The sequence below is a fragment of the Ruegeria sp. CDSC051 genome (assembly GCF_059610665.1).
The window spans coordinates 243753-263763 of sequence record NZ_JBXWOC010000004.1; the positions used below are offsets into that span (position 1 = coordinate 243753).

Consider the following 20011-nt stretch of genomic DNA (forward strand, 5'->3'; position numbering starts at 1 on the left):
GCGCGACCCTACAGGGCCACGCCAGCTATCGCCAGATACGGAATTGGCTTTCACACCCCGTCAGGCGGACATGGCAAACCGGTGTTGCCGGGCGGTGCCAAACGCGGTTCTGAACCACATCCTGGACAGCTCACGCGGGATGCCCGCCCGTTCAGCCACGCGATAGCAATCTTGGGCCGAATAGGGCCACAGCCCGACGGAAATCTTGTCACGACCCGTCCCCTCGGACCCCAAAACGACCGGAGACGATCCGATCAGCCGGTAAATCCGAATCATCCGCGCATCAAAGACGCCCGCAATATGGGTCAGCCCGAAGCCTTCCATGATTTCGCCCCCGCTCAGCATGATGGCACCAGCGGTATGGGCGCTGGCCGTTCGGGACAGGCAAAACCGCGTCACCTCCCAGATCAGCGGGCTGTGGACGGGCTTACCCCCTGTCAGGTGCCCGAACACTTCATTCACCATGACAGGTCCTGTCGTCGGCAAAACCCGCATCGACCCCCCATGGCTGCCATCCTCTTCTTCCCAGATGACATAGAGCGGATTCAGATCATCATATTGATCCCGCTCTTCCCCATTTTCATCAACGTGGACATCCCAGCCCAGCCGGGTTTTGAACTGATCCGCTCGATCCCGGAACATCCCCTCGGCCAGATTCGGAAATTTATGTAGTTCGTCCGCAAACAAATAGCGCAACATGACTTTTCCCCTCGTCTTGTGCAAGAACGAAGGGAGTACAAAGTCGTGGTTAATTTCCCGTTTTTAGAGCGTGCGCTTGTTAAACCACTATTAATCCACGGCTGAGTGCTGTTGCGATGGCATGGGTTGTGTTTTGCGCCCCAAGCTTGGCACGCGCACTTTCAATATAGACACGCAGCGTATGTTCCGAGATTGACAATGAGTGCGCGACTTGTGCCCGGCTGTATCCAAGCGCCAGCAAGGTCATGGCATCCGTCTCACGAGGCGACAGGCCCCGGGTCGTATCCGGCTGCCTGTCGGTTTCGAACTCCAGAGCCTTTCGGTTAAAGTAATGCGCGATCAAAATCAGCTCGCGGCCATGGGCCTCGATGAAGGACTTCCATTTCTCATCATCACATGAGTGATTCACTGTGAATAAGGCAAACTGGCCGTTCGGCCCCCGGATGGGGATCGAATAACCCTGATTGCCAACTCCATGTTCAAGGGCATCTTGCAAAAAGGCTTTCGCCACTTTTCCAGACCAGTCCAGCAATTTCCAGTCAACCGGGTGGAACCGTTGGAAACACCCCAGGATCACCGGATCTATGCGGTGATAATTCCGCTCACGATATCGCTCGGCCCAAGCGTCCGGGTAAGTTGTATAGCCGTATTGATCCCCGGCACCATCAACCCAATGATAGATAAGATGTTCAACCTGCAGCCGGTCGCGCAATCGAACGGCTACATCGCCCAACTCGTCAAGCGTGTTGGTGCTTTCCAAGTCCTCTAGGACCTGACTCATGTCGAGTTGTGTTCCCATTCGCGGGCGCCTGTGCCTTATCCTGCATGGACGCAATCTCGGCCGCTGCGATCAACTTGGTATCATCAAGCTGCTCGGCAAGTGCGGTCAAACCGTTTTCAACAGCGAAGGCGTTGAGGTCCGACAAAACGTCCAGTATCCACTCATTATGCGCCATCTAAAGTCTCTCCGAAACGGTTAACGAAGGGTTAACACAACCATAACATGTGAGGTGCTTTTAAGCCTATTCACTGGTTTCTACTCCCCAAAACTAGCGGGTCACGATTTCGCAACCCACTGTAATTATTGCCTAATACCTAGAAATAGGTACACCCGCGCTCGCTCGATGCGATTCGCGGGTGCTAATATTCTTTTTTTGGGGGCTCAGCCTTTTGCGTCTAGAACCTCTTCAAGCGTGCGCAAGCCCGTCTGCGGCGCCTGAACCAGAACCGACATGTTGCCTGGTTTATGCTCATTCCGCATCATCTTCATATGCGCGTCTGGCAATTCACCCCAGGCGAACACTTCGGACATGCAGGGATCCAGACGGCGTTCGACCATCAGTTGGTTCGCGGCAGCAGCCTGCTTGAGATGCGCAAAATGCGAACCTTGCAGGCGTTTCTGATGCATCCACATATAGCGAACGTCGAAAGTCAGGTTATAGCCGGTGGTACCGGCGCAGATCACAACCATACCACCTTTTTTCACGACAAAGGTCGACACCGGAAATGTGCTTTCGCCGGGATGTTCAAACACCATGTCGACATTCTTGCCTTTGCCGGTGATTTCCCAGATCGCCTTGCCGAATTTGCGCGCCTCTTTGAACCAGTCCGCATATTCCGGTGTGTTTACTGTGGGCAACTGACCCCAGCAGTTAAAGTCTTTGCGATTCAGCACGCCCTTGGCGCCCAGCCCCATAACAAAGTCACGCTTGCTTTCGTCCGAGATCACGCCGATCGCGTTGGCGCCTGCGGTATTGATCAGCTGGATCGCATAAGAGCCCAGGCCGCCCGAGGCACCCCAGACCAGAACGTTCTGGCCCGGCTTCAGATCATGCGGCTCGTGCCCGAACAGCATCCGATACGCGGTCGCCAGCGTCAGAGTATAGCAAGCGCTTTCTTCCCAGGTCAGGTGCTTGGGGCGCGGCATCAACTGCTGGGCTTGAACGTTGGTGAACTGTGCAAAAGACCCATCCGGCGTTTCATAACCCCAGATCCGCTGGCTGTCCGAATACATCGGATCGCCACCATTACAATGTTCGTCGTCGCCATCGTCCTGGTTGCAGTGAATGACAACCTCGTCGCCCACTTTCCAGCGCGTTACTTTCGAACCCACGGCCCATACGATCCCTGAAGCGTCAGAACCGGCGATATGATACGGGGCTTTGTGGCCGTCAAAGGGCGAGATCGGCTTGCCCAGGGATGCCCAGACGCCGTTATAGTTAACGCCCGCCGCCATCACCAGAACCAACACCTCGTGGCTGTCCAGCTCTGGTACGTCCACGACTTCCTGGACCATCGCAGTATCCGGTTCCCCGTGGCGTTCCTTACGGATTGCCCATGCATACATTTTCTTAGGCACAAACCCCATCGGAGGGATTTCACCCATTTCATAGAGGTCTTTTTCCGGCGCGTCGTAAGTTGCGATACCGCTGTCGGTGTCCAGAGCCATGTTGGCCTCCTTATTTCTCATTCCTGTTTGCCGCGATGCAGAAGCGCTTGCGTTGGATGATGAGATATTGGCCTGAAGGAAATAATGCAATAGATTTTGCATCATTTTTGTAATTTTATGACCCAGCACCTGCAGAAACTTCTTTCGCTGCCGCAGCATCAGGCCAGCCGTCGCCAATCGGGGCTGAGGCTGCATAGTAGTCGAGCAGATCAACCCTTTGCCCGGATTGAAATATTTTCCCACCTTCTCGTTTCAGAATTCTGCGTTCGACCAGCTGATCCAAGGCAGCTGAAACCGCAGACTCATCCTGATCACCCAGAGTTCCGTCACGTTGCAAAAACCCGGTGATCAAGCTTTTAAGCTCGTCTTCGGGCATTTCTCCTTTGGTGCGAACCAGCCAGCACGCTGCAGGAACAGGCGCCTGCGGAATCGCTTCTTTGATCCGTTGCATGAGTTCGCGCGCGAGATCAGTCATCACATCGTCATGGGCGGTGCGAAATTCCTTCAACGAGATAGGGTGACCATATCGCACCCCAGCAAATCCAAACCGCTGGTAGCGACCGGTTAGGCGCCTACCTATTTGTTTCAATATCCACCCAGTTATGACCCCGATCCGGGCACGAAATTGCCTTTGATTGCCAAGTGCGGCCTTGGTCAGGATCGTATCTTCAAGAACCCGGTCATAGTTTAGCGCAACGGGAACAAACACCACATCCGCCCCATCCGCGCTGGCACCATCGATTATGTATTTCAAAAGCCCCAGCTTGGGGCGTGCCATAGCCCCGGTCAGGCTCAGCCCGCCTTCGGGGAACATAGCCTGTGTGACACCGGCATCGGTGGCATGCCGGACATAGCAGGCCAATACCTGACGATAGAGTTCGCTGCCGGATTTGCGGCGAATAAAATAGGCCCCCATCGCACGAATCAACCGACTGAGCGGCCAAACACGCGCCCATTCGCCAACAGCATAAGACAAAGCCGATTGCTGGGCCGCCAGATAGGTGACCAGCACATAATCCATGTTGCTGCGGTGGTTCATCACAAAAACAACTGTCGCATTTGGATCAATATCTTTCAGGGCATCTTCATCCTGATAACTAAGCCGTACATCATAAAAGGCGTTGCTCAGAATCCGCGCCAACCGGATGGCGATACTGAAATAGGCAACGGCGGAAAAAGAAGGCACGATCTCGCGCGCATACCGCTGGGCCTGTTCAAAGGCGACCGCTTCGGGGATGCCTTCTTCACGTGCGTGCTGCTGCACGGCCTGCCCTACTTGAGGATCATAGATCAGGCGTTGAATCATATCGTGGCGTCGGGCCAGCTTGAACGGCTGTATCGGGCGCTGCAGGCGGGTGTTCAGGCGTTTGACCGCACGCTCCAACCTACGGCGAAAAAACCACCGCACTGACGGAAACAGAAAATGCGAGGCCAGTGTGACCGCGGCGAATACCAGGATCAACAAAAACAGCCAAAGCGGAAGTTCCACGGTCTGTGTCATAAATGCACCCTGCCACCAATCGCTGCATCCCACAATCGGCACAACCGGAAATGCCGCGACGCAGCGAATTGACATGTCCCGAAAATTGCGCTTTAGAACCCATGAACGTAATTTTCTTGCCCACCCGCAATACGAGGCCCAGTTATGACGCAGACGCAGAAAGATCGCCCCTGGCTCATCCGAACCTATGCCGGTCATTCCACCGCCAAAGCGTCCAACGCGCTGTATCGCGGGAATCTGGCCAAGGGTCAGACGGGTCTGTCAGTGGCCTTCGATCTGCCGACGCAAACCGGCTATGACAGCGATCACACGCTGGCACGCGGCGAGGTTGGTAAAGTGGGTGTACCGATCAGCCATCTGGGCGACATGCGGGTTTTGTTCGACCAGATCCCGTTGGAACAGATGAACACGTCGATGACGATAAACGCCACGGCTCCTTGGTTGCTGGCGCTCTATATAGCGGTTGCCGAGGAACAGGGCGCCGATGTCTCTAAACTGCAGGGCACGGTTCAGAACGATCTGATCAAGGAATACCTGAGCCGCGGCACTTATGTCTGTCCGCCGAAACCGTCGCTCAAGATGATCGCGGATGTGGCCGAGTATTGCTATTCCAATGTGCCGAAATGGAACCCGATGAACGTCTGTTCCTATCACCTGCAAGAGGCCGGCGCGACGCCGGAACAAGAGCTGGCCTATGCGCTGGCCACAGCCATCGCCGTGTTGGATGAGCTGCGCCCGCGCGTCCCAGCCGAGGATTTCCCAGCATTGTGCGGACGGATTTCGTTCTTTGTGAATGCCGGCATCCGCTTTGTCACCGAGATGTGCAAAATGCGCGCCTTTGTGGATCTTTGGGATGAAATCTTGCAACAACGTTATGACGTAGAAAACCCGAAATTCCGCCGCTTCCGTTATGGGGTGCAGGTGAACTCACTGGGACTGACCGAGCAGCAGCCGGAAAACAACGTCTACCGTATCCTGATCGAAATGCTGGCGGTTACTTTGTCGAAAAAGGCCCGTGCCCGTGCGGTACAACTGCCAGCATGGAACGAGGCCCTTGGCCTGCCCCGCCCGTGGGATCAGCAGTGGTCGATGCGGATGCAACAGATTCTGGCCTATGAAACCGACCTGCTGGAATATGGCGATCTGTTCGACGGCAACCCGGCCGTAGACGCCAAAGTCGAAGAATTGAAACAGGGCGCGCGGGCCGAACTGGCGAACCTGGATTCGATGGGGGGTGCCGTCGCTTCGATCGAATACATGAAGTCCCGTTTGGTCGATTCCAATGCAGAGCGCCTCAACCGGATCGAGCGCAACGAGACCATTGTGGTCGGCGTGAACAAATGGGTCGAGGGCGAGCCCTCACCCCTGGAAACCGAAGACGGCGGCATCATGGTCGTTGATCCGGCAGTAGAGCAGGAACAGATCAACCGCCTGAACGAATGGCGCACCGAACGGGATGGCGCGGCAGTTGCAGCAGCGCTGGCCGCTTTGCGTGAGGCCGCACAATCCGGTGCGAATGTAATGGAGCCGTCTATCGTCGCCGCCAAGGCTGGCGTCACCACCGGCGAATGGGCCGAAGAGATGCGCAAAGTCTATGGCACATATCGCGGCCCGACCGGCGTTTCCGGCTCGGTCTCAAACAAAACCGAAGGGCTGGAGGACTTGCGCTCGGCCGTTGACGCGGTCAGTGACAAGCTGGGACGTCGCCTGAAATTCCTGGTCGGGAAACCCGGTCTGGACGGCCATTCAAATGGCGCTGAACAGATCGCCTTCCGCGCCCGCGATTGCGGTATGGACATCAGCTATGACGGCATCCGTCTGACACCCGAGGAAATTGTGGCCGCCGCAATCGAGGACAAAGCCCATGTGATCGGCCTGTCGATTCTGTCCGGCAGTCACATACCGTTGGTTCAGGACGTTCTGAACCGTCTGCGCGAGGCGGGCCTGAACGATGTTCCTGTTGTTGTCGGTGGCATTATCCCTGATGACGATGCTGAAAAGCTCAAAGCGATGGGTGTGGCCAAAATCTACACACCAAAAAACTTCGAGTTGAATGCAATCATGGGCGACATAGTTTCCTTGGTTGATCCGCAAAACCTGGCCGCTGAATAACCGCCAATTTGCCACCCATTTTCCCCGTATCTATCGCCTTCGCGAAAGGGATAGATAATGGATGCTTTTAGAACTACGGTGACTCTTCGGGGACATTGTAATTCGGTAACATCAGGGGAATGTAAATGGGAATGAATCTCGAAAAGATGACGCGCAATGAACTGTTGGAATTGCGTGCCAATGTAGATGTGGCGCTGAAAGCAGCCGAAAGACGTGATAGGAAAGAGGCTTTGAAAGCCGCTCAGAAAGCCGCAGCGGAATTTGGGTTTTCCCTTTCCGAACTTTCTGATGGGTCCTCGAAATCTCTTAAGATTTCGAAAACGAAAGCAAAATACCGAAATCCATCCAACCACGATCAAACCTGGTCGGGACGCGGTCGCAAGCCGCATTGGGTACACGAAGCTTTGAAAGCCGGAGCGGATATTTCGGATATGGAAATCTGAATGGAATTGATAACGAAATGACGATTCATATAGGCGCCAAAAAAGGCGAAATCGCTGAAACAGTTCTTTTACCCGGTGATCCTTACCGGGCAAAATGGGCTGCAGAAACTTTTCTGGATAACGCCAAACTGGTGAATGACGTGCGTGGCATGTTGGGCTTCACCGGAACCTGGAAAGGTAATCCGGTCACGATTCAAGGCAGCGGTATGGGAATGCCCTCGCTGTCAATTTACGTGAATGAATTGATCCGCGATTTTGGCGCCAGAACTTTGATCCGTATAGGGTCATGTGGCGGGATGCAGGACAGTGTGAACATTCGTGATGTCATTTTGGCGATGACTTCGACCACGCTCAGCACTCCGTCTCGGGGGATCATGAAAGAGCTCAACTTTGCACCTTGCGCGGATTGGAGCCTGTTGCAGGCCGCCTTTCAGGCTGCGGCAAACAAAGGAACACCAACTCATGTTGGCGGGATTTATTCCTCGGATGTATTCTACGATGAACGTCCCGATCTGAACGAACAGATGGTGCGTCACGGCATTCTGGGCGTCGAAATGGAAGCCGCCGAACTTTACATCCTGGCCGCGCGCCACAAGTGCCGGGCCCTTGCCGTGCTGACCGTTTCCGACCACTTGCTGACAGGAGAAGCTCTGCCATCGTCCGAACGTGAAAGCAGCTTTGGCGACATGGTTGAGATCGCACTTCAGGCGGCGTTTCCAAAAGCTTAGCAAACGGGTTGGGGCAGGGTCGACCCTGTCCCGCATCGGCTATCTACCGGTCGATCCCTTTGAACACTGCTTGGGGCTTTCCGCCCCATCGGTCTGAGCACCGCAAAACGAACAGACCCATTGCCCTTCTTTTCGGTGCTGGCGCCAGCGGCATTCACGCGTCAGTGACGAAGTGCGGGCGCGCCACAGAAAATAGGCGAATACGGCGGCAGCAAGAAGCAGAAGAATAACAGGCATTCTCCTGCTTTGCTGATCAGTCGGTTGTTTTCAAGCCCTGCAATCGCAGGTCAGGCAGCATTTGCGTATTCGAACAGCTCTGGCATTCGCTCTGAAGTGGGGATTACCGTTTCTGGCGTATAATAGGCCCATGCCTGTTCCAGCAATTCCAGGGCTTCGGCGGCATCAGCGGAGTTGGTTTTGGTTCTCATCGGAGTGATCCCATTGTGACATAATCACTCCTCCCTGAGCCAAACATAGGACAGGCTGCAGGCGTTCACACCACATATTCTTGCAAATGGGAATTGCACCTGCCGCAACACAGCAGGCACATGGATCAAGTCCGCCTCACACCGTGCGTTCGACCATCATCTTTTTGATCTCGGCGATTGCCTTTGCAGGGTTCAGACCCTTCGGGCAGGTTTTGGCGCAGTTCATGATCGTGTGGCAACGATACAGCTTGAACGGATCTTCCAACTCATCCAGGCGCTCACCAGTTGCCTCATCTCGGCTGTCAATGATCCAACGATATGCATGCAGTAGAGCCGCCGGGCCAAGATAGCGGTCGCCATTCCACCAATAACTTGGGCACGAGGTCGAGCAGCTGGCGCACATCACACATTCATAAAGACCATCCAGCTTTTTGCGATCTTCAATGGATTGCTTCCACTCTTTCGCAGGCCGGTTGGTCTTGGTTTCTAGCCAGGGCATGATGCTGGCGTGCTGGGCATAGAAATGGGTCAGGTCCGGAATCAGGTCCTTGACCACAGGCATATGGGGCAAAGGATAGATTTTCACATCGCCCTTGATCTCATCCATGCCATAGATACAGGCCAGCGTGTTGATCCCGTCGATATTCATCGCACAGGACCCACAAATGCCCTCGCGACAAGACCGGCGGAAGGTCAAGGTTGGGTCGATCTCATTCTTGATCTTGATCAGCGCATCCAAAATCATCGGACCGCAGCTGTCCATATCGACGAAATAGGTATCCACCCGGGGATTTTGACCGTCGTCAGGATTCCAGCGATAGATCTGGAACTTGCGCGCATTCGTCGCGCCCTCTGGCTTGGGCCATGTCTTTCCGGTGGTAATCCGAGAATTTTTTGGCAGGGTGAGTTGTACCATTTCCGACCTCGCTAAATTCCCGTGTATAGATACACGCTGCAAGTGCGAAAGCCAACCATTTAGCCTTGAAAACAGTCAATAAAGATGGGTGATTTCACCTTTACATTGAGCTTATGTGCATGGAGTCTGCACCCGAGAAAGCAAAAGCTGAGTGCCGTATGCAGACACGAGTATTGAATATTCCCTACGGCACCAAAAACCCCTATCAAAACATGATGTACAGCGCATGCGAGCCAGAGTTTTCTCTGGCTGCAATGAAACAGCTGAACTTTGCAGAGATTGCGAAACCAGAGTTTCAGACCGAACACGGAATCCTGCATATCCAATGGGATGACAGGCTGTTTCCGATCAAGGATGGTGAAGATCCCGCGAACAACGCTCTGTTTCAAGATGCCGTGTCGGGACTTGAGCTGTATAAATCAAACGGTGGTCGCGTCATCTGGACCATTCACAATCGCGCCGCGCATTCAGCGCGTGAGGGCAACGATGGATTTCACGCGGCGCGACGCAAGTTGGCAGAGCTGGTCGATATGATCCATGTCCATACCCCAAATGCGCGACAACATATGATCGCCCAATATGACGCGGAGCCGAATAAGATTTGCCTGATCCCTCACCCAAGCTATCTAGGCGTTTATGAAAGCGCTGAAATCACGCTTGCGCGCCTGATGCAACCACGCGATCAGACCCATTTTTTGACCTTTGGCGCGATGCGCGGAAACCGCGAGTTGGACCGGCTTCATTTCGCCATCCGGAAGCTAACCAACAGGGGTTTCGACTTTCATATGTCAGTGGTAGGCCGAGTCTTTCGGCCCAGTCGGCGATTGGTACGACGGCTGGACGCCATTTCAAACGTAACCGTGATAGGCGAACGCGTAGAAGATGAGGCCATTCCGAGTGTTTTTTCCCAAGCTCACGCCTATGTTTTGCCATCTACACAAACCTTCACCTCTGGAACCGCAATGCTTGCCATGACCTTCGGCTTGCCAGTTGTCGCCCCGGACATTGAACCCCACCGGCAGACAACCCCGGAAACCTGTCACGATCTACTATATCCGGCACAAAACCCACGAGGCCTGATCCGCATGATGATGAAGGTGATGGAAATGTCCGATTCAGAACTGGCTGAAAAACGTAGGGCTTGCTTCGAGTTCGCTCAGGAACGCGCGCCAGAGCGGATCAGCGGCATGCTGGCCGAAGCGCTTACGGAGCTCAGAAATGGATAAGCCCTTCCACGCCCGCATTTCCGCTTTGTACGATCTTCTGGACTTGACCAGTTTTGCGCGCATTGCGGATATTGGCGCCAATCCAATGCGCCATGACGCCCCTTACCGTGATTTGCTAAAGAACGACCTCTGCAATGTCGTCGGTTTTGAACCTCAGGAAGACACGATGAAAGAGGTCATCCGTAACAAGGGGGCAAATGAAGAGTATTTCAACTTTGCAGTCGGAGACGGCAAACCGGCCTTGTTGAATATCTACAAGGGCTCGGGTTTGACATCCTTGCTGAAAATAAGGGAAAAAACACTTTTTTACCTGCGCGGCCTACGCAAAGCTGCAAGGCAAATTGGCAGTATGGAGATGCAGACCCAGCGGCTGGATGATATCGCAGGTTTGGGTCCAGTGGATTTTCTGAAAATTGACATTCAGGGCGCCGAACTTTCGGTGTTTACCTCGGCGGAAAACACGCTGAAAAATGTCGCCGCCATACAGACCGAAGTATCGTTTTTTCCATTGTACGAGAATCAGCCAGGTTTTGGCGAGGTTGACACATTTCTCAGAAAGTTGGGGTTTTTGCCCCATAGTTTTGCGCATATCGAGAACAGGCTGGTCATATCGAAATGGTCGGGAGTTCTTTCGGACTTTGAATCGACACAAATGCTGGACGGGGACATTATCTATCTCAGGGACTTGTCTGATCCTGCAGAGCTGAACAGCCAGATGCTAAAGCGACTGGCAATTCTAACCGAAGGTGTTTTTGGGTTCACAGATGTCAGCCTGAAAATTCTCGATATATTGGCACAGCGTCAGGAAATCTCTGAAGCCGATGTGAATGAGTACATTGAAACATTCATCTCGCCATAGCCGATTGGCTAAGTACAGATATTACTTACCCATAGAATTTGAGCAGTCCGGTGGTTGGTCGCGGACTGCCCAATCACATCAGAAAGTCCGCGCCTTGGGCGCGATTTTCTTCAGGCTGATTCCGCCTTCTGCTTCGGTGCTCAGCGGATCGACGATCACCGGGCGATAGCTGAGGTTCACCTTATTACCGTCTACGCGGGACACCGTGTGAACGCGCCAGTTTTTGTCGTCGCGTTCGCTGAAATCCTCATGCGCATGGGCACCACGGCTTTCCTTGCGCGCTTCGGCACCGACGATGGTGGCCAGCGCACTTGGCATCAGGTTGGTCAGTTCCAGCGTTTCCATCAGATCGCTGTTCCAGACCAGCGAGCGGTCGGTGACTTTCAGGTCGTCCATTTTGGCGGCAATCGCCGTCATCTTTTCAACGCCTTCGGCCATGGTTTTGGCGGTGCGGAATACGGCCGCGTCAGCCTGCATGGTCTTTTGCATCTCAAGCCGCAGATCGGCGGTCGGAATCGCTCCGCTGGCGTTACGGACGTCGTCAAAACGATCAAAGGCGCCATCGACAGAGGCCTGATTCAGAACCGGATTGGCGCTATCTGCATCCACAACCTTACCAGCCCGGATCGCCGCCGCGCGGCCAAAGACCACAAGGTCGATCAGCGAGTTCGAGCCCAGACGGTTCGCGCCGTGGACCGAGGCACAACCCGCCTCACCTACAGCCATCAGGCCGGGCACGACAGCGGTTGGATCATCGGCGGTGGGGTTCAGAACTTCACCCCAATAGTTGGTCGGGATACCGCCCATGTTGTAATGCACGGTCGGCAGAACCGGGATCGGTTCTTTGGTCACGTCCACACCGGCAAAGATCTTGGCGCTTTCGGAAATACCCGGCAGACGCTCGGCCAAAGCCTCGGCAGGCAAGTGGCTAAGGTTCAGGTGGATGTGGTCGCCCTCTGCACCCACACCGCGCCCTTCGCGGATTTCCATAGTCATTGAGCGCGAGACATAGTCGCGCGGTGCCAGGTCTTTGTACTGAGGCGCATAGCGCTCCATGAACCGTTCGCCTTCGGAATTGGTCAGGTACCCGCCCTCACCCCGCGCACCTTCGGTGATCAGACAGCCCGAGCCGTAGATGCCGGTCGGGTGAAATTGAACGAACTCCATATCCTGCAGCGCCAGACCCGCGCGGGCCACCATACCGCCACCGTCACCGGTGCAGGTATGGGCCGAAGTGGCGCTGAAATACGCCCGGCCATAGCCGCCGGTCGCCAGCACCACCATCTTGGCGTTGAAGACATGCATGGTGCCATCGTCCAGCTTCCAGCAGACGACACCCTGACACTGTCCGTCGTCGGACATGATCAGGTCGATGGCGAAATATTCGATGTAGAACTCAGCATTGTTTTTCAACGACTGACCATAGAGCGTGTGCAGGATTGCGTGGCCGGTCCGGTCAGCAGCGGCACAGGTCCGCTGAACCGCGGGGCCTTCACCAAATTCGGTGGTGTGGCCGCCAAAGGGACGCTGATAAATCTTGCCTTCCTCGGTCCGGCTGAAGGGCACACCGTAATGCTCTAGCTCATAGACCGCCTTGGGTGCCTCACGTGCGAGGTATTCCATCGCGTCGGTGTCGCCCAGCCAGTCCGAGCCCTTGACCGTGTCGTACATATGCCACTGCCAGTGGTCAGGACCCATATTCGACAGCGACGCCGCGATGCCGCCCTGCGCGGCAACCGTGTGCGAGCGGGTCGGGAACACCTTGGTCACGCATGCCGTACGCAGACCCTGTTCCGCCATACCCAGCGTTGCGCGAAGACCTGCACCACCTGCGCCTACGACAACAACGTCGTATTCGTGGGTTTCATATTCATATGCTGCTGTCATTGTTCTTATTCCTTACCGCGCATCATCACAGGGCGAGTTTCACCAGGGCGAACAGCCCCGCGACCATCAGCGTGTAGCCAAAGGCCCACATCGCAACCAGCGTCACTTTCTCGGCAACGCCATGGATATAGTCCTCGATGGCCTCTTGCGCTTCGTACATCAGCTGCAACAGGCCAACGATCAGCGCCAGCGCGCATACGATCGCCGGGAATGGCCGGCTGAAATAGGCCAGAACCTCTTCGTAGGTTCCACCCAGACCGGCCCCAAATGTGAAGATGAAGAGAGGCACCAGAACGGTCAGGATCATCGCCCGAACCATTGTGTTCCAATGTGCTTGGGTTCCGGATTTGCCCGCTCCCAGACCCTCGGCGCGTTTACGGTCAGTCAGGTATCGCATCGAACGTCTCCTTAAACCATAAGAACGGTGATGATGGTCAGGATCGTGGCACCAACGAACATGCCCCATCCCAGCTTTTCAGAGAGATCAACATCCAGGCAGTAGCCGAAATCCCAAAAGACATGACGCAACCGGCCCAATGTGTGGTACCACAAACCCCAGGCCGCTCCGGTCATGACAAGATCACCGAACCAGCTGCGCAGAAACCCGTCTATGCCTGCAAAGGCCGCCTCAGAGGTTGCCGCCGCCAACAGCCACCACACCACAAGTGCTGCGATTGCGAACACGGCCAATCCAGTCATCCGAACCATGATCGACGACAGAGACGTCATCTGTGGGCGGTAGATGCGGATATGCGGTGAGAGCGGGCGGTTGCCCCGATTTACATCGCTCATGGCGGCTCCTTTTCGGTTGGCTTCCGAAGGTTTTACTGGTTTTTGCGACACTGTCACGTGCTGCAGCTGCAAAAAAGCTCAGAATTCGCGCAAAATGACAGATTAAGCGATAAAGTGATCACACAAAATATTCTTGTGATCACAAATCAAATCAGACGAAACAGATGTTAGCGCCTGCAGCTCCGAATCCCTGCCACACTTATTTCAGACCGGCCGTTTGCCGGGTCACTTCCCGCAACAGTTTCTTTCGGATGCGGGCCGGATAATCCTCGAACCCGGCCGCCGAAACGACAAACGCTCCCTCACCTACAATGACGTTCTCAAAGAAATAGGCCGTCAAGTCGGGTTCGCTTTCCTCGATGGCGATGGCATTTACCGTGACACCTTTCCCACGCAACACATCGTGAATCTCGGACGGTTCAACCCCTTCGTTGGAAACCCCATCACCCGAGATATCAATCAGGTGCCGTTTGCATTCGGTTACCTCGCTGAAACTGGACATTGTGGTCTCAAGCGCCTCACCGATTGCAGTCGAAAAATTGCGCCAGACTCTGGCATCTGCGGCCACCTGGTTGGCGAAACTATCTATGGCTTCAAAGCTATCCATATGTGTCCAGGGGATCGTCACCTTCTGACGAGAGGCTCCGGTCCATTGGACCAGCATCAACCGCGCATTCCCGCGCACCAGCGCCTCGGAGACGATGGGGTCACGCAATCCAGCGGCCAGGCCGTCCATTTGTATGCGGTATTCGTTCGAGTCCACCGATCCCGAGACATCAACGGCCAGAGCCAAAGCAAGATCACACGCCTCGGCGGTCGGGGCCAGAAAGAAACAGGCGACGAAAGAGCGAAGCAGAGACATGGTCGCAGCCTAGCACGAATATTGCAGGCTGCGTTCAAATGAATGTGGGGTCAGACTGGCATCAAAGCCCAGTAGTCGAGGTCCAACAGAACGTTGGGCAGATATCGGCCATCGTCATTTTTCAACTCGAATGGCTCTCCACCCTTCGTGGCGACCAGCCGCAACCGGACCGCCCCAACGCCGGGGATGCCGGTTTCGGCTTTGTCCAGCACCTCAGACCAGGCCTTAATGGTATCGCCTGAGAAGCAAGGGTTGGCATGGGCGCCACCGTTCAACCCGACGATCATCTGCGCATTTGCCAATCCATTGAACGACAGGGTCCGCGCCATCGAGATCACGTGCCCGCCATAGATCAGACGGCCTTCGGGGCGGAAGGTCAGATCGAAATGAACCTTGGCAGTGTTCTGCCAAAGCCGCGTGGCCAGCATATGCTCGGCTTCTTCCACCGTGACGCCGTCCACATGATCAATCTTTTCACCAATCGCGTAATCGCCCCACCGATGCGCCTCACCGGCCTGAACAAATTCATAGGAGGAAAAGTTCAGCCCTTGTGGCACTACCAGATCCTGAGGCTCCAGCGCCTGTTTCAACTCGGGCACCACCGTGTCCGGGGCGGGCGCGTCAGGGTTCGATTTGCGCACCATCACCCAGCGGACATACTCAATAACCACCTCATCGCGCTGGTTTAGGCCACGGGTTCGCACCCACACAACACCGGTTTTTCCGTTCGAGTTCTGCTTGACTCCAATCACTTCGGATTCCGACCGCAGCGTATCGCCGGGATAAACCGGCTTCAACCAACGCCCCTCAGCATAGCCCAGATTGGCCACTGCATTCAGCGATACATCAGGGACAGTCTTGCCAAACACCACGTGAAACGCCGCCAGATCATCGATCGGGCTTTGCGGCAGGCCACAATTCCGGGCGAACTCATCCGAGGAATACAGAGCATGACGCGCCGGATAGAGCGCATGATACAACGCCCGTTCGCCATCGGTCACGGTGCGAGGCACCGCGTGGTGCAGCACTTGCCCTACAGAATAATCCTCGAAGAAACGGCCCGGATTGGTTTTTGCCATTATTGCTGTCCCAGTTTCATTTCAGGGGAATAGTCGGTCGCAACCTCTTTGGTCACGGCCTGCGCACAACGCATCACGTTGTTTGCAGTGTCAAAGGCATAGGACGGGTCGCCATACAGCTCCCACCCTTTTGCCAGCGCGTCCGACACTTTGTGACAGAAGGCTGCGGTGTCTTCCTCGGTCAGCAGACGATAGAGTGTTGCCATGTTGTCAAACCTTTATGAACCAAACGGCGACGGGCCGACCAACCCGTGAATATAGCCGATAATGCCCAGCAGAACGATCGACGCGACAAAGAACATCGCATCCTTGCCGTAAGTGCCCGGCTCGCCCGGTGTCCAGTCCGGCTCGGATTTGTTGATCACGATCACTTCGACCACCGCCCAGGCCAGCAAGCCGCCGAACAGGACGATTGAGGCCAGATCACCATTGACCAGCAAATGCGCAAAGGCCCAGAGCTTCATGCCGCCCAGCATCGGGTGACGCAGCTTGTTCAGCAGACGACCCTTTTGGCCTGCGGGGCTCATCATATAGATGGCGATCAGCACCAACAGGTTGTTGACGTGGATCAGAAAGGTCGGCGGCGACCAGATTGGGATGAAATCGGTCATGCGATAACCGAAGATCATCAACAGGATTGACGCCAGCAGCGCCAGCGCCACCGCGCCCGCACCGCCTTTGCCCATCGCCGCGCGCTGGTCCGGCATCACGCGTTTGAACAGATGTGCAGCCCACCAGAGCGCCACACCAAGAATCAGAAGAACAAAGCCCATGCTGGCTTACCCCGCTTGCAAAGCTGAAATCGCCTCTGCTTTTGCCAGAATTTCACGGGCGGTTGCAACGTGCAGGTTTTCCACGATCTTGCCATCGACGACCGCGACGCCCTGCCCTTGTGCTTCGGTCTCTTCAAACGCGGTGATCTGGCGGCGGGCCAGATCGATTTCCTCATCCGATGGGGCGAAGGCGTCGTTGGTGACATCGACCTGTGCGGGATGGATCAGGGTCTTGCCGTCAAAGCCCATATCGCGGCCCTGCGCGCATTCTGCCGCCAGGCCTTCGCTGTCCTTGAAGGCGTTATAGACGCCATCGACGATGATCAGCCCCTCGGCTTTTGCGGCTAACAGGCACAGGCCCAGCGACGTCTGCAACGGCAGGCGGTCTCGGCGGAACCGTGTCTGCAATTCCTTGGCCAGATCGTTGGTGCCCATGACGAAGCCCGCCATCTGCGGATGCGCGGCAATTTCGGCGGCGTTCAGCATCCCGCGCGGCGTCTCCATCATGGCCCATATCGGCAGATCACCGGTTATTGCGGCCAATGCATCCACATCTGCGGCAGAATTCACTTTGGGCAGCAGAACCACATCCACGTCCATGTCCCGCACGGCTTGGGCATCGGCCCGGCCCCATTCGGTATCTAGGCCATTGATTCGTACGATCTTGACCCGCGCCCCATAACCGCCAGCAGCCAAGGCAGCCCCGAGCGTTTCACGCGCGTTGTTTTTTTCGTCCGCCGTGACCGCATCTTCGAGGTCAAAAATAACCGCATCAACAGGCAGGTTGCGGGCCTTGTCCAACGCCCGGTCTTTGGAACCGGGAATGTACAATACGGAACGGTAGGGTCGCTGACGGGAGTCCATTGGCTTCGGCCTCTTGAAATAATGTTGCGCAGAATGGGGCATTTTCTGCAGGAAAGTTCAAGCGCAAACTTGCCGCACCGCAGCATTAACGACGCAACGTGCGTTCCTTTAACCGTATTTCGGTCTGCAACGGTCACCGTCTTGGCAGATCGCAATCAAAAGGGTTCACCGATGAGCAAGACGCTGTTCAATATGACAATGGGGCTGGGTATCATGGTTCTGGCCGCCCAGCAGGTGCAGGCTCAAAGCTGCGCCCCCCGCGACGAGGTCATAACTCGACTGGCCGAGACTTATGGCGAAACGCGTAAGAGCATTGGCATCGCCCGACAAGGTGCGGTGATGGAAGTCTTTGCGTCTGATCAAAGCGGAAGCTGGACTATTACGGTGACATTACCGGATGGAATGACCTGCCTTGTGGCTTCGGGCCAGTCCTACGAAGATATGGCCGAAGCACTGCCGCCCAATGTCTAGCTCAGGGCCTCCCAGATCAGCTTTGTTCCGGTCAGCATCAGCAAAACGTAGGCAATACCGAAGAACAAGCGTTCGGATATCATGAAATGCGCGCGCACACCCAGCCATGCACCAAGCACGGCAAATGGAGCCAGCAACAAGTCGGCCAGCGCAGTGTGCCATGTGAACAGACCCAGATAGGCATACGGAATGAATTTAGCGACATTGATGACCCAGAAGACCAGCACAGTGCTCGCCTGAAACTCGGTTTTCGACAGACGCTGCGAGATCAGATAGACGGCGGCGGGTGGGCCGCCCGCGTGACTGACAAAGCTGGTGAACCCGGCGACCAACCCCGCAAAAATTCCCGCAAATGGCGGCAGACGATTGGCAAAGCCGCGGATCCAGCCCTTTCTCTGGGCCACATGCCAGATCACGAACCCCACTGAAATTCCTCCGATCAGCAGGCGCAGAAGGTCGTCATTCGTGGCGCGATACAGCCAGGCGCCCACTGCCACACCGGGTACTGCCCCCACGATCAGCAGGCGTGAATCCGGCCAGCTCCAGCGTTTCCAATAGGGGCCCAACGTAGCGACGTCGATTACCATCAGAATTGGCAACATCAGTGCAAGCGCCTGTCCCGGTGTCAGGATCAGTGCCAGAATCGATGATGCGGCAAACGCCACCCCCGAGCCGAACCCACCCTTCGAGATGCCGGCGAAGATCACAGCAGGGATCGCCACGGCAAAAAACATCAGGTCCATCTCGAACATGCGGCGTCCCGTAAATATGCATGAGTCACAGGCGGTTTAGCGCAATCGGTAGGAGACATGCAAACGGTATGCGGTGGCATGCCGCGCCGCAGAAGGCTTGCGCAGCGCCGGTTTTAGGACTAGCAAAACCGCGATTTCAATACCGACCGGAGATTTTCCAAATGGCCAGACCCAAGATCGCGCTGATCGGCGCAGGTCAGATCGGCGGCACGCTCGCCCACCTCGCAGCAATGAAGGAACTCGGTGACGTCGTGCTGTTCGACATCGCCGAAGGCACTCCGGAAGGCAAGGCGCTGGATATCGCAGAATCCGGCCCTTCCGAAGGGTTCGACGCCAAGCTGAAAGGCACCCAGTCCTATGAGGACATCGCAGGCGCCGACGTTTGCATCGTCACCGCAGGTGTCCCACGCAAGCCAGGCATGAGCCGTGATGACCTGCTGGGCATCAACCTGAAAGTCATGAAGTCGGTCGGTGAAGGCATCGCCGCCAACGCGCCCGATGCTTTTGTCATCTGCATCACCAACCCGCTGGACGCGATGGTCTGGGCTCTGCGTGAATTCTCGGGCATGCCGCACAACAAGGTCTGCGGCATGGCGGGCGTTCTGGACTCGGGCCGTTTTGCCCATTTCCTGTCAGAAGAGTTCAACGTGTCCATGCGCGACGTCACTGCCTTTGTTCTAGGTGGCCACGGCGACACCATGGTTCCTTCGGTTCGTTATTCTACGGTTGCGGGCATCCCGCTTCCCGATCTGGTCGAGATGGGCTGGACCACACAAGAGAAACTGGACGCAATCGTGCAGCGTACCCGAGACGGCGGGGCTGAAATCGTTGGCCTGCTGAAAACAGGTTCGGCTTTCTATGCGCCTGCCACATCGGCAATCGAAATGGCCGAAGCCTATCTGAAAGACCAGAAACGCGTCCTGCCCTGCGCCGCTTATTGCGACGGAGAGCTGGGTGTCGAAGGCATGTATGTCGGCGTACCCACCGTGATCGGCGCAGGCGGTATCGAGCGTATCGTCAACATCAAGCTCAACGAAGAAGAGCAAGCCGGTTTCGACAACTCGGTCAACGCCGTGAAGGGCTTGATCGAAGCATGTAAAGGCATCGACAGCTCTCTGGCCTGATCCGCCTAATACCGTTAAACAGTGCCCGGCTCACCTTTGGTGGGCC

Annotated in this window: 23 protein-coding genes; 7 read left to right on the plus strand and 16 right to left on the minus strand. The window is 55.7% G+C overall.

Annotated features, from left to right (window positions below):
- Positions 1–60: 60 nt before the first annotated feature.
- From AC2FH0_RS11755 to AC2FH0_RS11770, 4 genes are all read right to left on the minus strand, one after another.
- Positions 61–699 carry an acyl-homoserine-lactone synthase gene (locus tag AC2FH0_RS11755; RefSeq protein ID WP_496691780.1) on the minus strand — a complete coding sequence of 213 codons (639 nt, stop codon included), beginning with the start codon at positions 697–699 and terminating at the stop codon, positions 61–63.
- 79 nt (positions 700–778) lie between these two features.
- Positions 779–1498 (minus strand): helix-turn-helix transcriptional regulator, encoded by a 720-nt coding sequence (locus AC2FH0_RS11760; RefSeq protein ID WP_496691781.1) that lies wholly within the window; start codon positions 1496–1498, stop codon positions 779–781.
- Between the two features lie 363 nt (positions 1499–1861).
- A complete protein-coding gene (ccrA, locus tag AC2FH0_RS11765; RefSeq protein ID WP_142635517.1) occupies positions 1862–3148 on the minus strand; it encodes a crotonyl-CoA carboxylase/reductase in 1287 nt (428 codons plus the stop codon).
- A 115-nt stretch (positions 3149–3263) separates the two neighbouring features.
- Entirely contained in the window at positions 3264–4649 is a 1386-nt protein-coding gene (locus tag AC2FH0_RS11770; protein ID WP_496789401.1) for a 1-acyl-sn-glycerol-3-phosphate acyltransferase, read from the minus strand.
- A 129-nt stretch (positions 4650–4778) separates the two neighbouring features.
- Here AC2FH0_RS11770 and AC2FH0_RS11775 point away from each other — a divergent pair, with 129 nt between their 5' ends.
- From AC2FH0_RS11775 to deoD, 3 genes are all read left to right on the plus strand, one after another.
- Complete coding sequence (locus AC2FH0_RS11775) at positions 4779–6761, plus strand: protein meaA (RefSeq protein ID WP_496691892.1); 1983 nt, start codon at positions 4779–4781, stop codon at positions 6759–6761.
- A gap of 125 nt (positions 6762–6886) precedes the next feature.
- Entirely contained in the window at positions 6887–7204 is a 318-nt protein-coding gene (locus AC2FH0_RS11780) for an H-NS histone family protein (protein ID WP_281995213.1), read from the plus strand.
- A 17-nt stretch (positions 7205–7221) separates the two neighbouring features.
- A complete protein-coding gene (deoD, locus tag AC2FH0_RS11785; RefSeq protein WP_496706219.1) occupies positions 7222–7932 on the plus strand; it encodes a purine-nucleoside phosphorylase in 711 nt (236 codons plus the stop codon).
- 39 nt (positions 7933–7971) lie between these two features.
- Here deoD and AC2FH0_RS11790 read toward each other — a convergent pair whose 3' ends face one another.
- The 3 genes from AC2FH0_RS11790 to AC2FH0_RS11800 all read right to left on the minus strand — a co-directional run bounded on the left by AC2FH0_RS11790 (position 7972) and on the right by AC2FH0_RS11800 (position 9276).
- Positions 7972–8169: a hypothetical protein gene (locus AC2FH0_RS11790; RefSeq protein ID WP_496789402.1), complete on the minus strand. Its 198-nt coding sequence runs from the start codon at positions 8167–8169 to the stop codon at positions 7972–7974.
- 50 nt (positions 8170–8219) lie between these two features.
- A complete protein-coding gene (locus AC2FH0_RS11795) occupies positions 8220–8360 on the minus strand; it encodes a hypothetical protein (protein ID WP_185956642.1) in 141 nt (46 codons plus the stop codon).
- 136 nt (positions 8361–8496) lie between these two features.
- Positions 8497–9276, minus strand: coding sequence for a succinate dehydrogenase iron-sulfur subunit (locus tag AC2FH0_RS11800; protein ID WP_496789403.1), 780 nt, complete (start codon positions 9274–9276; stop codon positions 8497–8499).
- Between the two features lie 158 nt (positions 9277–9434).
- On the opposite strand from AC2FH0_RS11800, the gene AC2FH0_RS11805 reads away from it, so the two are divergent.
- Together AC2FH0_RS11805 and AC2FH0_RS11810 are read left to right on the plus strand one after the other, a co-directional pair.
- Positions 9435–10502, plus strand: coding sequence for a glycosyltransferase family 4 protein (locus AC2FH0_RS11805; protein WP_496789405.1), 1068 nt, complete (start codon positions 9435–9437; stop codon positions 10500–10502).
- Positions 10495–11361 (plus strand): FkbM family methyltransferase, encoded by an 867-nt coding sequence (locus tag AC2FH0_RS11810; RefSeq protein ID WP_496691787.1) that lies wholly within the window; start codon positions 10495–10497, stop codon positions 11359–11361. The genes AC2FH0_RS11805 and AC2FH0_RS11810 overlap by 8 nt, the downstream gene beginning before the upstream one ends.
- 78 nt (positions 11362–11439) lie before the next feature.
- Here AC2FH0_RS11810 and sdhA read toward each other — a convergent pair whose 3' ends face one another.
- From sdhA to AC2FH0_RS11850, 8 genes are all read right to left on the minus strand, one after another.
- A complete protein-coding gene (sdhA, locus tag AC2FH0_RS11815) occupies positions 11440–13248 on the minus strand; it encodes a succinate dehydrogenase flavoprotein subunit (RefSeq protein WP_496691788.1) in 1809 nt (602 codons plus the stop codon).
- A gap of 25 nt (positions 13249–13273) precedes the next feature.
- Positions 13274–13645, minus strand: a complete 372-nt coding sequence (locus AC2FH0_RS11820; RefSeq protein ID WP_496691789.1) for a succinate dehydrogenase, hydrophobic membrane anchor protein — start codon at positions 13643–13645, stop codon at positions 13274–13276.
- 11 nt (positions 13646–13656) lie between these two features.
- Positions 13657–14040 carry a succinate dehydrogenase, cytochrome b556 subunit gene (gene sdhC, locus AC2FH0_RS11825; protein WP_496691790.1) on the minus strand — a complete coding sequence of 128 codons (384 nt, stop codon included), beginning with the start codon at positions 14038–14040 and terminating at the stop codon, positions 13657–13659.
- A 199-nt stretch (positions 14041–14239) separates the two neighbouring features.
- Positions 14240–14902 (minus strand): DUF1194 domain-containing protein, encoded by a 663-nt coding sequence (locus AC2FH0_RS11830; RefSeq protein WP_496789407.1) that lies wholly within the window; start codon positions 14900–14902, stop codon positions 14240–14242.
- A gap of 50 nt (positions 14903–14952) precedes the next feature.
- Positions 14953–15981, minus strand: coding sequence for a MaoC family dehydratase (locus AC2FH0_RS11835; RefSeq protein ID WP_496676575.1), 1029 nt, complete (start codon positions 15979–15981; stop codon positions 14953–14955).
- The gene (locus tag AC2FH0_RS11840; protein ID WP_142635490.1) at positions 15981–16187 is read right to left on the minus strand and encodes a DUF1737 domain-containing protein; all 207 of its coding nucleotides are present in this window, start codon (positions 16185–16187) and stop codon (positions 15981–15983) included. Before AC2FH0_RS11840 ends, AC2FH0_RS11835 begins: the two co-directional genes overlap by 1 nt.
- A gap of 12 nt (positions 16188–16199) precedes the next feature.
- Positions 16200–16754, minus strand: a complete 555-nt coding sequence (locus AC2FH0_RS11845; RefSeq protein WP_496688977.1) for an NnrU family protein — start codon at positions 16752–16754, stop codon at positions 16200–16202.
- 6 nt (positions 16755–16760) lie between these two features.
- A complete protein-coding gene (locus tag AC2FH0_RS11850; protein WP_496789409.1) occupies positions 16761–17618 on the minus strand; it encodes an HpcH/HpaI aldolase/citrate lyase family protein in 858 nt (285 codons plus the stop codon).
- Positions 17619–17789: 171 nt separating this feature from the next.
- On the opposite strand from AC2FH0_RS11850, the gene AC2FH0_RS11855 reads away from it, so the two are divergent.
- Positions 17790–18089: a hypothetical protein gene (locus AC2FH0_RS11855; RefSeq protein WP_271948426.1), complete on the plus strand. Its 300-nt coding sequence runs from the start codon at positions 17790–17792 to the stop codon at positions 18087–18089.
- Here AC2FH0_RS11855 and AC2FH0_RS11860 read toward each other — a convergent pair.
- On the minus strand, positions 18086–18841 hold the full coding sequence (locus AC2FH0_RS11860) for a sulfite exporter TauE/SafE family protein (protein WP_496700902.1): 756 nt from the start codon (positions 18839–18841) through the stop codon (positions 18086–18088). The two genes, AC2FH0_RS11855 and AC2FH0_RS11860, sit on opposite strands and share 4 nt — an antisense overlap.
- A 161-nt stretch (positions 18842–19002) precedes the next feature.
- On the opposite strand from AC2FH0_RS11860, the gene mdh reads away from it, so the two are divergent.
- The gene (gene mdh / locus AC2FH0_RS11865; protein ID WP_142635480.1) at positions 19003–19965 is read left to right on the plus strand and encodes a malate dehydrogenase; all 963 of its coding nucleotides are present in this window, start codon (positions 19003–19005) and stop codon (positions 19963–19965) included.
- Positions 19966–20011 lie beyond the last annotated feature (46 nt).